The sequence below is a fragment of the Ehrlichia ruminantium genome, from assembly GCF_009728835.1.
Classification (GTDB): domain Bacteria; phylum Pseudomonadota; class Alphaproteobacteria; order Rickettsiales; family Anaplasmataceae; genus Ehrlichia; species Ehrlichia ruminantium_B.
The window spans coordinates 88,181-104,400 of sequence record NZ_CP033455.1; the positions used below are offsets into that span (position 1 = coordinate 88,181).

Annotated in this window: 4 protein-coding genes and 1 tRNA gene; 2 read left to right on the top strand and 3 right to left on the bottom strand. The window is 30.1% G+C overall.

What is annotated here, in order from left to right; genetic code table 11:
- Window positions 1–1,099: 1,099 nt before the first annotated feature.
- Entirely contained in the window at window positions 1,100–1,468 is a 369-nt protein-coding gene (locus EDL80_RS00345) for a YraN family protein (protein ID WP_158406238.1), read from the bottom strand.
- A 694-nt stretch (window positions 1,469–2,162) separates the two neighbouring features.
- On the opposite strand from EDL80_RS00345, the gene secF reads away from it, so the two are divergent.
- The gene (gene secF, locus EDL80_RS00350; protein ID WP_158406239.1) at window positions 2,163–3,026 is read left to right on the top strand and encodes a protein translocase subunit SecF; all 864 of its coding nucleotides are present in this window, start codon (window positions 2,163–2,165) and stop codon (window positions 3,024–3,026) included.
- A 1,645-nt stretch (window positions 3,027–4,671) separates the two neighbouring features.
- Here secF and EDL80_RS00355 read toward each other — a convergent pair.
- Both EDL80_RS00355 and EDL80_RS00360 read right to left on the bottom strand, forming a co-directional pair.
- Window positions 4,672–4,744, bottom strand: a tRNA-Cys gene (locus EDL80_RS00355).
- Window positions 4,745–4,748: 4 nt separating this feature from the next.
- Window positions 4,749–5,651, bottom strand: a complete 903-nt coding sequence (locus EDL80_RS00360) for a class I fructose-bisphosphate aldolase (RefSeq protein WP_158406240.1) — start codon at window positions 5,649–5,651, stop codon at window positions 4,749–4,751.
- A gap of 348 nt (window positions 5,652–5,999) precedes the next feature.
- Here EDL80_RS00360 and EDL80_RS00365 point away from each other — a divergent pair, with 348 nt between their 5' ends.
- Window positions 6,000–16,172 (top strand): hypothetical protein, encoded by a 10,173-nt coding sequence (locus EDL80_RS00365; protein ID WP_158406241.1) that lies wholly within the window; start codon window positions 6,000–6,002, stop codon window positions 16,170–16,172.
- Window positions 16,173–16,220: the final 48 nt, after the last annotated feature.

Sequence of the window (16,220 nt, forward strand, 5' to 3'; positions counted from 1 at the left end):
TTAAACATTAGTCAAATATTTCTATACTTTAAATAAGATTGTTGGATGCATTTTGTATTATAAGTAGTCGTTCTTTTTCTGGATTTTGTGTATATGTTGTTGTAGCTGTCAGGTTAAACAATTGATAAATTTTTATTTATTATATGTAGAAAGTGTTTAACAATTGTAAGATATTTCCCTACTTTAATATAGAATTGTCAAATGTATTTTTTATATGACAAATAGCAAAATTCTTTCTATACATTGTGTCATAGTTGTCAGATTAAACAGTTTATAGATTTTTTATTGCTCATTTGTTATGTGTGGGAAATTTTGAACGGTTATAAAGTATTTTTTCTATATTTAATGTGTAAATTAAAATTGTTCTTGAATGTTGTATTATGAACGATATGGTTTCTGAAGAGTTATCTCTATATTATTATTATATAAAGTTTTTATACGTGTATGGTAATTAGTTATAAAATGAATAATATTAAATTGAATATAAAGTATGATAAGAATTATTGTAAGATATAACATTAAAAAAAATCCCTATATTGTGAATTTTATATTGTTGTTTGGAGATGTTATATCAGGGATATAATGTTTTAAAGGTTTGAGCCGGTTTAATATAGTTATAGATGTTCTTAGCATAGTTATCATTATTTCAATAGATGCTGTGTATAATCTAAATATGCTTGAGTATTTTTGATAGTAGAAAAAAATTATACTTTATTGTATGTATTTATGTGATAAGTCTAATGGAATGTTACTAGTGTAGAATGAGTTATAATGAACATGTTTTACATTTATAATTTATTAAGCAAGTACTATATAAGTGTTATCATACATGAATGCCTTACAGCTTGTTAGTTATCAATGAAGTTAGGTAATGTTTTTATTGGAAATGGGAAACATATTTTCACCTTTTGAATTGGTAATGAGTCTATAAATTATATAATATTAATTATCTAGAGATGTTGTGGTAGTAAAAAATTATAGGAACATTATCTCTGATACCTATGTAATTGTTGCTATATTTGATTAGACTGTCATATATTGATGAGTATATGTAAAAAATCTGGTTAAAATCTTGCTAGGTTTAACTAGTATGTAGAACTTAAAATTCTTGCCATGCATCTGGAATATGTATTACTCCTGTTGATAGGGAAAGAAAATATAAATCAAATCTGACATTATAGTCTGTAAATTTTGTATGAAAAGCTATAAAATATTTTGCAGATCTGAGGATAGATTTTTGTTGTTTATATGTTATTGGAATTTCATTTTTAAATAAACTAGTTTTCACTTCTATGAAGACTAATTGTTTATTTTTATAGGCAATTATGTCTATTTCTCCCAGTGGGCATTTATATCTGTGTTTTGCAATCCTGTATAGTTTGCATCTTAAAAATAATATCGTTAATACTTCTCCTAAATATCCCAGGGTGTTGTAAGCAAACCGTTTATAATCTTTCTTTGATGGCATGTATACATATATACTATATAAGAAAAATTAATATACTATTTTTATGAATAGATTTTGTATATGTGCAATATGCTCTTAAAGTTTTTTAACATTTTCTGTTGTGTGATGACAATGAGACGTGCGCTATTAATATAGCGTAAGCTTGGTATGTATTAAGTGTAAGTTTATATGTTAAATGAGTACGTGTATTTAATATGAGATTCTAATGAGAATTTTAAACCAGCTATAGAATAACAAAAAGTTACTTCACAAATCCAAATGGCAGGGACTTGATATGTATAATGTGCTGTTTATCTAGATATTATTGTTATGCTTAAGTTATGTGTGGATTGTTAAAAATGTGGTAAGATACACAACCATGTGAGATGTTATAATAAACATATTTTTAATGTATAATACAACTGAAATATATGTCTGTAGAGATTTTTAAACCTGGAAGTTTCTGTAATGTGTAGAAACCATAAAAAATACCATCAATTTAATTGTATGGTATAAAAAATTAGAAAATTTTTGTTAGTATTACTTATATGTAATTTTCTCTATTTTTCATTGTAATTTTTAATATAGAAGTAACTTAGGTTTGCTATACTGTATCGAATATCTGCATTTTTATACTAAAATGATAGGTATTTTTCTTGAATAAGAACCAGAAATAACATAGGCTTAGGTAATTAATTGATGATAATTTCTTATAGTGACTCTGCTTAGTAACATCAACATAGATTTCTTTAAATATAAAATATATGCTATATCTTGTAGTGGTATTTTTGTAGTTTTATCGGTCTTGCTTATTTTATTTAAGGGTATATGTTTTGGTACAGATTTTGCTGGTGGTATAATAATTGAACTGCGTGTCGATCAAGTCAACATTAAGGATGTTAAGTTAAGACTACAGGAAAAAGGTTTTACGGGATTTTCTGTGCAGAGTTTTAATAGTAAAGAATTGATGATTCGTTTTAAAAACGAAAAAAATTTGACTTATGTTGATGGTATTGAAAAGATCAAAAAAGTATTAGGAGAAATATTAGGTGATGTAACTTATCTAAAAGTAGATTATGTTGGTCCACAAGTAGGATATAAGCAGATATTTGAAGGTATATGTGCTATTATTTTTTCCTTATTGGGAATGTTTTTATATTTGTGGGTGAGGTTTCAGTGGAGATTTGCTTTAGGTGGTGTTATAGCTTTAGTGCATGATGTTATATTAACACTAGGTTTGATTAGTTTATGTGGTATTGAGTTTAATCTTTCTTCAACTGCTGCAATTCTTACGGTTATTGGATATTCAGTGAATGATTCAGTAGTAATATATGATAGAATTAGAGAATTACTTAGAAAAATGTTAAAGGAAACAATTACCGAGATCATTAATATAAGTATTAATGCAACCTTATCAAGAACAATATTAACGTCTGGTACTACCATGCTAGCAGCAGTACCTTTAATGTTATTGTGTCAAGGTACAGTTAGGGATTTAAGTATAATAATATTTTTTGGTATAGCTGTTGGTACATATTCTTCAATATTTATAGCTACAACTTCTTTATCTAAAAATTAATTTTAGTTATCATATAGTTAGTAGTTTCAGTAATGTTGATCTATTATCTATATCTACCCTGTTTTAGGGATTATTTACCAAGTGTGATGTATAAGTAACAATATATTATTTAGTATCATGATGATTGTGTTGGTATGTGTTTTTTTGCTTAGAGAATTGAATTATATTGGAGTAGTCTCTAATAATATAAAATAGAAAAATATCTTATTGATTGTTCGAGGTTATTTATCTTTGTTGGAATTTTGTGCACAATTGTATTAGTTATATTCCAGCATTAGTGTAAGTATATTTGTGATGCTTTATTTATGTAATTATTTATTCTTTTTACTTAAAGGGCAAATTATGTAAGGTATAGCATAAAAAGGATATTTTAGTATGTATGTTGTGTAGTTAATAGTCATGAGATTAAAAAAGGTAGTTATATAAAATTGTGTATCTATTGAAGTCCTAAATATGAGTATGTTAGTTATATTACAGTGTTAATCTAAGCATGTTTACAACGCTTTATTTATATTGATTGTTTGTCCTTTTTCCCTAAAAAGTAAAGTCGTATAAGATATAGAGTAAAGTTAGTATTTTGTATCATTTAGTTAATAGTTTCGGTAGCTATGTGATTATGTGAGATTGTGTATCTATTGAAGTTCTAAATATGAGTATGTTAGTTATATTACAGTGTTAATCTAAGCATGTTTGCAACGCTTTATTTATATTGATTGTTTATCCTTTTTTCCTAACAAGTAAAGTCGTGTAAGATATAGAGTAAAGTTAGTATTTTGTATCATTTAGTTAATAGTTTCGGTAGCTATGTGATTATGTGAGATTGTGTATCTATTGAAGTCCTAAGTATGAGTATGTTAGTTATATTCCAGTGTTAATCTAAGCATGTTTGCAACGCTTTATTTATATTGATTGTTTGTCCTTTTTTCCTAACAAGTAAAGTCGTGTAAGATATAGAGTAAAGTTAGTATTTTGTATCATTTAGTTAATAGTTTCGGTAGTTATGTGATTATGTAAGATTGTGTATCTATTGAAGTCCTAAGTATGAGTATGTTAGTTATATTCTAGTGTTAATCTGAGTATATTTACAATGCTTTGTTTGTTTTAATTATTTGTTCTTTTTGCTTAAAAGATAAAATTATGTAAAGTATAAAAGATTGTATTTTATAATCTTTATGTTGTCTGATTTATAGTCTCTAGTGATTATAGAACAGGAGAAGTGTATTATTTATAGTTAAAGTTCTAAACATAATCATGTAATTTATATTAAAATGCATGAGACTGAGAAAGTACTTTAAGGTCCTACTTGAGAACTAAAGTTAAAATGTAGTTTATTATAGTTGTTATGTTATGTATAAGAAATATAGACTTAACTGTTAAATGGTGTATTACTAACTTTTATAATTAATTTATACTACATAAGATTTATGTCTCATTTGTTACAAAATACATTGTACTTCAATTATTGGGTTGTAAGTTTAATTGTAAAGTTACTAAATCTTAGAAGAAGTTAGCAGTATTTTTAAGCATGAAACAATTGATAATCATAGATTATGATTGGACATTAGGAAAGTTTGATTAGATATTTCAAAATTATAAAAAAATGTAGCATTGCAGCTATGATCATAAAATACATTTTTGTAAAATGAGGCCGGGACCGGAATTGAACCGGTATTGGGGGATTTGCAGTCCCCTGCATAAAACCACTCTGCCACCCAGCCGTAATTAATTGTTATAAATTTCTGCAATTTTGTCTATCATTGATATAGCATCATTTTTAGATCTTTGAAAGGAATTGCGTCCTATAATTGATCCATCTCCTTTACCTAACTTAATTGATTGTATTTCCTGGAATAGTTCTGCATCAGTTTTTGATTCACCTCCTGAGAATACAACAATTCTTCTTCCAGCAAAACAAGATAATTTTACATATGCAACTCTTTGTGCTAGAGATGAAATATCACAGGGTACATGATCTTTTTCTATGTGACTTGTTGGGAGTTTTACCTTGATTATATGTGCCCCGAGTGATGCTGCAATATGGGCAGCATATGCTACTATATCTACTGCTGTTTCCCCTTGTTTTGATAAACCTTCTCCGCGTGGATATGACCATATTACAACTATTAACCCGCAAGATTTTGCTTCAGCTATTAAAGACTTGACTTCTCTAACCATAGAAAAAAAATTATGAGATCCTGGATATATGGTTAACCCTATGCCTAAACATCCCAATCTCAAAGCATCCTTTACAGACGATGTGACTACTTGATCAGGGAAACTACTGTGAGGAGAAAGTGCTGTGGAGCTATTTATTTTAAGTATTAGTGGTATTAACCCAGCATAAGTAGATGCTCCTGCTTCAAGCATTCCAATCGGAGCAGCATATGCACTAAAACCGCTTTCTATTGCTAATTGAAAATGATAGTGTGGATCATACGACTCAGAGTTTTTTGCAAAACTTCTTGTTGGACCATGTTCTAAGCCTTGATCAACAGGCAGTATGAGCAACTTGCCACTTCCTGCAACCTTTCCGTGCAGCAGTATCCGCATAAGATTTGCTTTTACACCTGGATTCTCACTTTCATAAAACCCTACAATGTCCTGAATACAACTGCTGGCTATCACAAAGTTTCTTATGGTTAAACAAATTATTTTCTTATATTAACAAATTTTTTTATCACTACAAGTACAAAATGTTTTGTTTACTTTCTTTTGAGATTTGTATGATTTGTAATAAGGTGTAATATTCTAATATACTTCGCTATTATAGGCAATAGTGTATCAGTGAACTCTATTGTAAATATTATATTATATTATATGATAATATAGCATATAAATTTAGCAGTTTTTGCTTGTAAAAAGTTTAATAATTCTTACAATAGTACAAGATATTTAAAAAATTAATACATAATATTAAATTTATAATCATTATATATCTTAAATTTGTACTGAATAATTTTGTGAGTAGTCTGTATGTTTCATCAGAAACTTGATATGGTATATATAGACCAGTTTATCCAAGATCAACCCAAGTCAAAAGTTACTCGATCTGAAAAAACAGTTTCTTTATCATATGAAACTATATGGAATTATCTCTGTGATATCGGATTAATTACGTATAAAAGCTATAATGCTTATACTAAGTACATTAAAGCATACCATCCGGATTACAATGTCTTTTATGGGATAACACTGTGTGATCCTAGAGTATTTCTTGAAGAAATTAAAATACCGCAATCTGGTGGAATGTTAAGTAAAATTCAAGAGGATTATAAGGATTGTCACTCATTAGAGTTGTATATATTAAATGGATATGTTCTTTCTGTATTGGTTAATGATCCTCTGTTTGAACAGTTTAGATCAAAAATTATCAGTATAAAAATGGGGGATATAGATTTATTTCAAAATGTTTATAATGATTTAAAACAAAATTCAAATGGTTGTTCTGAAGAAGATATAAACTTTTTAGTAAGGGGCGTGATGACTGATGCTCATATTGAAAAGTACATAAGCTTATTCCCATCGTTAATAGAGCTTGATTGTGTTATTAGTGAGCCAAAATGTTCTGAAACTTTAGTTCGTGTGCTAGATGATATACCTATATTATCAGGGTTAAGTTTAAGATGTGCTAATAGTGTACCATCTATAGAATGTTTTGATAAGAATATAAGTATTAAGCAACAAGTAGAGAAGTTGCTTTTAATAAATTGTCCTATGGATATGTTACTGTATTTCTGTGGTATGCAGTTTTTATTTATTATTGCGCCACAAAATTTACCTAGTAATGGAGTAGTTTTATTTAAAAAATATTGTGATGTACCAGATTTAGTAGAGGTATTATTAGTATCTACTAATAGTTATAGTAGGATGCCTGGTGGTAAGATAGTATCTTTAACTGTAGATTACGATATATCAATTTTTAAGAATCTAAAATTATTACTTATAAATCCATGTCAAGATATTAGGACAATTATATCTATAGATGGTTTATTTGACAGTAAGGATGGTTTAGCTTTCTGTAATAAATTAATTACCACTAAAAAATTCAATGTATTACTTAATCAGGGAAAAGAGTATCCTAAATCTATAGAAAAGATATTGATATTATCATCTCCGTTACATAAATTTTATTCACTTGCAGATAATGAGAAATTATTGTTTCCTAATTTGGAATGTGTATTTGTTAGTGCTCCACTTGTAAGAGCATGCTTATCTATTAATACATTAGTTCCTTACCTTTTTTATAGTATAGATTGTATAAAAGGTGGTGTTGTTAATAGAAACCTGAATAGGCAAGAAAATGCGCAATTGATTATATTGCTTTATAGTATTAAAAAAAAAGTAGGTTCTTTATTATTTCATGTATTGGACAATGATCTGTTATGTAGTGATATAGCGTCATATTTAAAACGTATTGACATGAAAGAGCTATTACAAGATTCATCGGTCTTTCATAACATGACATTATCAGATATGTTATCTAATTCTGTATTATTTAATGTCACTATAGATATACCAATGATGAGTGCAGAATTTCTTAAGGTGTTTTGTAGTATTCCTCTTGTCATAAAGGTTAAAATTCAGTATTTGGATAACCTTAGTTTTTCCCAACACATAATGTTGTTTTCTCTTTTTAGTATAAGGTCTGCAATACGATCTGCTGTTAATTTATCGGACAAGTGCTGTATTTTGACGCTAAAAGATTGGAATAATTTCATGGCTAATATAAGCGTTTCGGATAAAGATTTTGAAATTATTAAAAATATATTACCTAATTTCCCTGAAGGACTGCGTAACGAACATAATGTTAGAGGTTGTGTGAAAAAGGTATCTACATTAATTGTTGATACTCTATCAAAATATTCTGTTGTCGTAATACAAGATTTCGTAGATAAGAATGTCATGGTTTCTGAAAGACATTTTGTGATGTGTGTTGCTGGCTTTGTTATTTCTAGATGTATACAAATGATAAATTCATTTGTAGAAGGATTTAAAGTACAGAGTTGTGATCCACATCTTTTTATACGTATGTTACGCTCTACTGTTGGTAGTATATGTGATGATTCTTTATTTGACGTTGTCACATTTAATCAATCTTTCTGTAAAATTACTAAAATTATTACTCAGACTTTTAATAAAAGAAATTTTCTTACTTATGTAGATATACTGAAATTTGCAAATCTATGTATTATAAATGATGAAAAGCTAATACGTAGTTTAAAGAGTCAAGGTTTTAATAAAATAGACATACAGATGTTTAAAGCTGCTTTATTTGTTTTTAAGATGCTTAATAATGCTAATTTTTCTCCTAATCAAATATTTTTTATAATAGAAAATAGTCAGGATAAGAAAAATCCATGGATGACTCTTAATGTAATGTATCAAAGTCTGTATGATACTGTTCAAACGGGTTATGAGTACTTAAAAGGGATGACATCTATTAGTTTAATCTTTTTTTTTATTATTGATAAAGCTGTTAGCGCAGGAAAGATTTCTAGTAGACTATTACATAAAATGTTGTGTTCTATAATTGTTGAGTCTGTTTCAGAAATTCTAAGTGGTGACTCTACTCATATATTAGAGATATCATCTTTTATTAAAAGTATGATAAAGTTATCTTATGATGTGGAACGAAGTAATACAGATACAGAGCATGCTTGTATTGTTAAGTTTATAGTCGATTTATGTGTGGCTATTGGGATACAAGAACAGAAATTTTGTTATGGTCTTACTGAAGAATTTTTTGAAGAATTACCGGCTGATGTAATTGATGAGATTAGATTATTGGGAGGTATTTCTCGTAAAAGTGTAATACAAATATGTTCAGCTATGTTCTTTAGGGAAATAATAAAAACCACTGTAATGAGTAATGAAGTTTTGGCTAATGATTGGGCAAATGTGTTAAAGTCTGTATCGCCAAGTAATTTTGAGTCTATAGAATTTCGACCTATGATACAGGAATTTCAGGTCCTATATTCTGGGTTAGTTGGAAGTACGTGTTTTTTATGTCGAGATGAATATGAATATGCTGTCAGGCAATTGTATCCAGTGGTTAATAGTGAAGAAAAGCACTTCTGTGAAGATATACATAATATCATAGCTGACTTATCACTAAAGAAAATGGTGTATTCTTATGTTATATGTGATATGGAAAGGAAAGTATTACTAAGACAATTACTATTGAAGCTTATCTATAAATTTCAAGAATATTCTACAGCTAATTTTGTAGAATACAGTACTCAATTCATAGGTGTTCTTAGTTATGATGTTGGAGGATTTATTTATGAAAATCCTAGTCATCACAATATGCAGTTTTTGTGGATGTTAAAAAATATTAAGCCTTCTACCATCATTAGCTTAATAGATAGTAATATAGCTGAGTATGGAGAAAGAAATAACCCTGTAGAACTATATAATGCAATTGTAATGTCTGGAAAACGGCTGTGTAAAGGTTCTCTACCTGACTTGCCTGCTCAATTTGTTCAGGGTAGATTTATTAAGTTCTATTATAAAATATTGGGTATAATATGTGATCTACATTGTCAACAGAGTGAACTATCCGATAATGGTTTGATAAAAATTATCAAGATAGTTTTGGATGCTAATAAAATTTTTTATCATAAGTCATCACATATTTACAAATGTGCATCTAATTTAGAATTTTGTAACGATGAAACAAAGGAAGTAGTAGATAGATGTAAAAAGTGGATATGTGCACTTAAAGATAATACGCTATATAATGATAGTACAATTATTGACATAGCAGCGATAAAACAAGATTTATTAAATAAATGTCAAGATATTGAATTTGTTAAAACATTAAATTACAGAGTTGTGTCTGCTTATCTTAAACCTTATATGGGGTCTATACATTATTGTAGTGATATGGTAGATCATATAATCTTCTCTGTTGTTGGACAGGTTATAGGCAATAATCGTGACATATTTTTCGAAAAACTCACTGATGCTTTGATTTCGAAGAAGAAATTAAATACCATTCAGAACTTTAGTGAAGTTGTTTTAGAAGTCTTCACGAAATTACTGGAAAACAATGAGGTATCTAGTCAAAAGAAGGAAGTGATCCTTAAAAAGGGATCAAAACAAAAAAAAGCATGTGATTTAAGTGTATATATTGATGGTTTATTGAATAAATACTTGTGTAAGTGGTGGTATACCATATTAGACAATATATTCTGTAATAAAAGTTTAGAGCAAAGTATAGGTTTATATACTATTGAATCCTTTGTATATGAGGAAGGTTTATCTGTTAAAACTGAATTGGCATTTAGGCAAAAAATAGAGGCAGAAGAAGCTAATGAGTATTTAATATTAATTAATAAGTTAAAAGCAATCTGTTGTTATCAAGAAAGTGCTGCGAGTTGTGTAAATTGTTACCCTATTAACAATGGGGTATTAAGTAACATCATAGCTAGAATTAAGTGTCCTGCTACAGATGCTGAAAAAAAAGAGGCATTATTACAACGTGTTGTTAAAGAAGGAAGTATTGTATTCCCTAAGGAGTTGGATCATACAAAACTACAAATAGGTGCAAGGTTATATTATGCTACCAATATGAATATTTATAATTTAAAGTTCATATATCTTTTACAAGTGTGTTTATTTGATGAATTTTTTTATCACAGTGACTGCACTTTTGATATTAATGTGTTAAATAAACAAGCACGTAAAGTACTAGTTATAGCTGATCATAATTCTGAATTCTATTGTGAGAATGAGATTTATTTTTGTATCAATGCGTTACGTTACGTGCAAGGTAGTACATTTTATGAGCGAGATTTACATACTCCAGAGATGATCAGTTTTTTAAGTGTAAATTTAGCTTGGGACACAGTAAATATATTGTTATACGATTTAGTGTTTGGAAACTATCTGAATGACATAGCTAGTGTTTTACATTATGTAGAGGATCGTTTTAAAACTGAAAATCAGCTTGATGATGCTGTGATGTTACCATTGAGGTTTCATTATAAAACCGTATTACTTCAATATAAAGAGGAAAATACTAATGCTAATAATCCTATCATTTTCCTTTGTAAATTTTTGAAATTATTTAACTATGATTTATTGGAGTATTATATACCTGGATATGGTGTTAATTCACAATCGGTAAAAAAGCGATCTGGAACAGTATGTGCTGATGTTAAGCCTGAATTGATAAAGAGTACACATAAGAAAAAGAATACCAATAAAAAAAGTAAAAGTGCAAAAGTAGTACAAGTTATTCAAGATACAAGCGATGAAGTGTTAGTTGGTACACCTGAAGTTGATGTAAAATCTCAATCCAGTTTTGTTGGGCAGCAAATCCATATTGTTCAGAAAGTCTGTGATATTAATAGTGTACATTTGAATGATGCAAGTAAGGATGAATGTTATGAAGAGGCTACAGGTGTTACTATTAGAGAAGATTATGTTACTGCAGGTGAATCGGTAACAGTTCCTGTGAATGATGCAAGTAAGGATGAATGTTATGAAGAGGCTACAGGTGTTACTATTAGAGAAGATTATGTTACTGCAGGTGAATCGGTAACAGTTCCTGTAAATGATGCAAGTAAGGATGAGTGTTATGAGGAAGCTACAGGTGCTAGTATTAAAAGAGATTGTATTACTGCGGGTGAATCGGTAACAGTTCCTGTGAATGATGCAAGTAAGGATGAATGTTATGAAGAGGCTACAGCTGTTACTATTAAAGAGGATTATGTTACTGCAGGTGAATCAGTAACAGTTCCTGTATCAAATGATGAGTATTTGAAACAAGGGGCTAAACCGAAAATAAAAGAATTATCTAGTAAGAAGAAAAAGTCTAAAAAAAGTTCTGCAGTGTGCACTGCTAAGCCTATGATTCCTGTACTGCAGGAAGGTAACTTAAAAAAAGATATAATAATGAAGAATGTGGATAATGTTACCTTGTTAAAAGATGATAAAGTCTCTAAGCGAAGTAAAGCTCAACTTATTTGTATTGAAGAAAAAGATAAGTTACATCTTATTGATATGTGTGCTAGTGAACATACAGTTTCTATACCAGAACAAAATAATGAAGTAGTAAGTGCTGTTATAAATGATGTGGGTCAAACATTATTAGATGGTAATACTGCTACAGTATATGATGATGATCATCTGGTATTTGAAGAAACTACTGCTGAGTTGTGTACTAGTAACGATACTTTAGATATGGTTAGTTCAGATAGTTTACAATCTTTAGAGATTTGTCAGGCAGAAGATGTTCCTGTAGATGATGTAGTATTGCTAGGTAGTAATTCAGCGAATAATAGTATTTTACAGAAAAAGCAGCAAAAGAAAGGTCAATTGACTAAATCCCAACGCCAGAGAGCAAATAGAAAAGCAAGAAAGGTTAGAGAACAAACAGATTCAGTTGGTATACAGATTGAAGAAAAATCACATTTAATAGAATGTTGTGAATTAAAGCATGAAAAAACTCTAGATTCTAATTTGTTATCTTGTTTTGATGGTGAAGTAGGTCCTGTAGTTCCTTGTGATGTAATGAGGTTCCAGTATGTATTGGATAAATATCTAGTAACTACTGCTTCGATGTGTAAGACGAGATCTTCTCATTTGTTATATTATTTAAGGCTTACTGGAAGTTTGTTTATGCTTGTCAAAAGTGAGAGATCGTCTGTTCTAGTGGTAACAGAATCTGCTGAAAAAGCATTAAAAGATTTTTTTGCTGAAAGATCACAATATGATTTTTTTCTTTCAATGATAAAATTGTCTATATTAACTAATTTTCTCATGATTATAAGACCAAATAGTAAATTTGAAGAGATGACAGCTCTTTTTAAACACTATTATAAAGTATTTACTATGGATTTAGATGCTTTTCTGTTGGATGTTATACAGGAGCTTTGTTGTATTAATTCTAAAGGTATTTCATTAGATAAATTAAGGGATCGTATTCTGAGAGTTTTTGAGAAATATGAGAGTCAGTTTTGTACACAAGGATATTATATAAAGGAATATCCACTTGATTTTCTAGCAAGGATATTAGAAATTTGTCCATTGGTTTCTAAAGTAGAATGTGTTAACCTATCGGAATTACATACTATTATTTATAGTGCTGGTGTTGTTTGTATTGTTACGCATATTGGACATATAGTACAACAATCCTGTAAGATTTTTTATTATCGTGCAAACTCAATTCGGAGAGATGTTAAATCTAGTTTTGTCTTTGATTTTATAAGACAGTGTTATGCTTTTAGAAATACATCATGTCATTTATATGATGGTAAAGTTGTTAATACGAATATAGATTTTTTTAGCATGGTTTCAAACATTATAGCCAACTTTCAAACGTTTGTACAATATGATAGTGGTAATTCTCTTTGTATAATGTATGATTTTTTTAGACAGTATAGTAGTTTTATAGAAAAGAAGAATAAAATCTCTAGTAAACGACAAGGTAGTATTAGGATCATAAAGGCAAATCCAGTAAAACTGGTACCTCGTGTAATTAGTCATGAACAGGCAACACATAAGTTAGTAAGTGAGTTACCTAATAGTGCTAGTTCTCAAGTAAGTGAGTTATTTCCTAAAGTTAAAACTCCACTAATTTTAGGTGATAGTGCTGTTGTTCAGAATATTGCTGAGGTGGATACTAGTTCTAGAACAATTTTAAATGCAGGTGAAGCTGTTGAAGAATCATCTGAAAATAGTAGCCGTAATGGTTCATGTGAAACTCACTTAATGTTTGATGAAAGCATGAATAGCAATATTGGTAGTACTGTAGAGAGTTTTTCTATGCAGCAACAAGAGTATGAGGATAGTAATTTATTACAGTCTTTGACTTTATTGCAAGCAAGTAGAGAAGATTTATCTTGTATAGAGCAAGATATTAATAGTATTGCACAAAATTCTTCTATACGGCAAGAAAGTATTGAAGATATGTTCTTACGCCTTACAGAAGATAATTTACAAAGTGTAGATACGGTAGATTCTACAGAACTATCTAGTTTGCCACAAGTATCAGATATTGTGCCTACTTGTTTAGATTCTGATAAAGTATTTGTAAATCCACCAAATAAGCTGGGTGATCAGACTGATAAGAGAGATTGTTGTTTACCTGATTATGGTATGGATTATTCATGTTTATCATCTAGTGGAGATACTGGTAGAGTCATAAAGAGTTTTGAAAGTAATTTACAATGTTATACAAATTCTTACAGTGGATATAATATTTTTGATCCATTATTACCTAAGCAAAAAGCTAGTAATAGTGTTCCTAATTTACAACAAAGTGGCACAGATAAAGGATATAGTACTGAAGGAAACCTTGATCAGAATTTACCGTATCATCCAGCAGATGCTTATGGTGAGCGTGGAATGCGTTATCCTTTATTACCTCAAGGAAGCACTGATGATAGTGCTGTAGCAAATGGTAGTAGACTGGATTTACAGCAAGGTGTTACTGGTAAATATAGTATTAGAGGAAACCTTGGTCAGGATTTGCCGTATCATTCAGCAGGTGCTTATAGTGAACGTAGAATGCATTATCCTTTATTACCTCGAGGAAGTACTGGTGATAGTGCTGTAGCAAATGGTAGTAGACTGGATTTACAGCAAGGTGTTACTGGTAAATATAGTATTAGAGGAAACCTTGGTCAGGATTTGCCGTATCATTCAGCAGGTGCTTATAGTGAACGTAGAATGCATTATCCTTTATTACCTCATCCTTTATTACCTCAAGGAAGCACTGATGATAGTGCTGTAGCAAATGTTAGTAGACTGAATTTACAGCAAGGTGTTACTGGTAAATATGGTATTAGAGGAACCCTTAATCAGAATTTGCCGTATCATCCAGCAGATGCTTATGGTGAACGTGGAATGCATTATCCTTTATTACCTCAAGGAAGTACTGGTGATAGTGCTGTAGAAAATAGTAGTAGACTGAATTTACAGCAAGGTGCTACTGGTAAATATGGTATTAGAGGAACCCTTAATCAGAATTTGCCGTATCATCCAGCAGATGCTTATGGTGAACGTGGAATGCATTATCCTTTATTACCTCAAGGAAGCACTGGTGATAGTGCTGTAGCAAATGGTAGTAGACTGAATTTACAGCAAGGTGTTACTGGTAAATATAGTATTAGAGGAAACCTTGGTCAGGATTTGCCGTATCATCTAGCAGGTGCTTATAGTGAACGTGGAATGCATTATCCTTTATTACCTCAAGGAAGCACTGATGATAGTGCTGTAGCAAATGGTAGTAGACTGAATTTACAGCAAGGTGCTACTGGTAAATATGGTATTAGAGGAACCCTTAATCAGAATTTGCCGTATCATCTAGCAGATGCTTATGGTGAGCGTGGAATTCATTATCCTTTATTACCTCAAGGAAGCACTGATGATAGTGCTGTAGCAAATGGTAGTAGACTGAATTTACAGCAAGGTGCTACTAGTAAATATGGTATTAGAGGAAACCTTGGTCAGGATTTGCCGTATCATCTAGCAGATGCTTATGGTGAGCGTGGAATTCATTATCCTTTATTACCTCATCCTTTATTACCTCAAGGAAGCACTGGTGATAGTGCTGTAGCAAATAGTAGTAGACAGGATTTACAGCAAGGTGCTACTGGTAAATATAGTATTAGAGGAGACCTTGGTCAGGATTTGCCGTATCATCTAGCAGGTGCTTATAGTGAACGTGGAATGCATTATCCTTTATTACCTCAAGGAAGCACTGATGATAGTGCTGTAGCAAATGGTAGTAGACTGGATTTACAACAAAGTAATCCTGGCAGAGGAAAATATGCAGTTAAAGGGAATGTAGGTCAAAATTTACAACGTCATCAAGTCAGTACTTATGGTAAATATAGAGTTTGTAATCCTTTATCACGTAAAAAGAGAACTGATAGTGTTATTACAGCAAATGATGGCATAGCACTTGATGTACGATGGAGGAATACTAGGACTTATTATATGAATCGTCATGTTATAAGAAATCCTGTTCTTGCTGACTTACCTATTAGAGAATCTAGGGGATCTTCTCAGCGTCCATTGATGAGTAATTCATTGCGAGGTAATCCTAGAGATGCGAATAAACCATCATCTAATATTCCGTTGAATTTACAAAGTACACGTGTTTCTAAAACTTCTTCAGTACGTTATGTATAGAGTGAATAAATATGTTTTTGGTATAAATGGGGTAATTATACTAATTAA

What these genes read in the sequence shown, in the direction of transcription:
- EDL80_RS00345 (WP_158406238.1), bottom strand. Translation starts at nt 1,468, where the DNA reads ATGCCATCAAAGAAAGATTATAAACGGTTTGCTTACAACACCCTGGGA.
- EDL80_RS00365 (WP_158406241.1), top strand. Translation starts at nt 6,000, where the DNA reads ATGTTTCATCAGAAACTTGATATGGTATATATAGACCAGTTTATCCAA.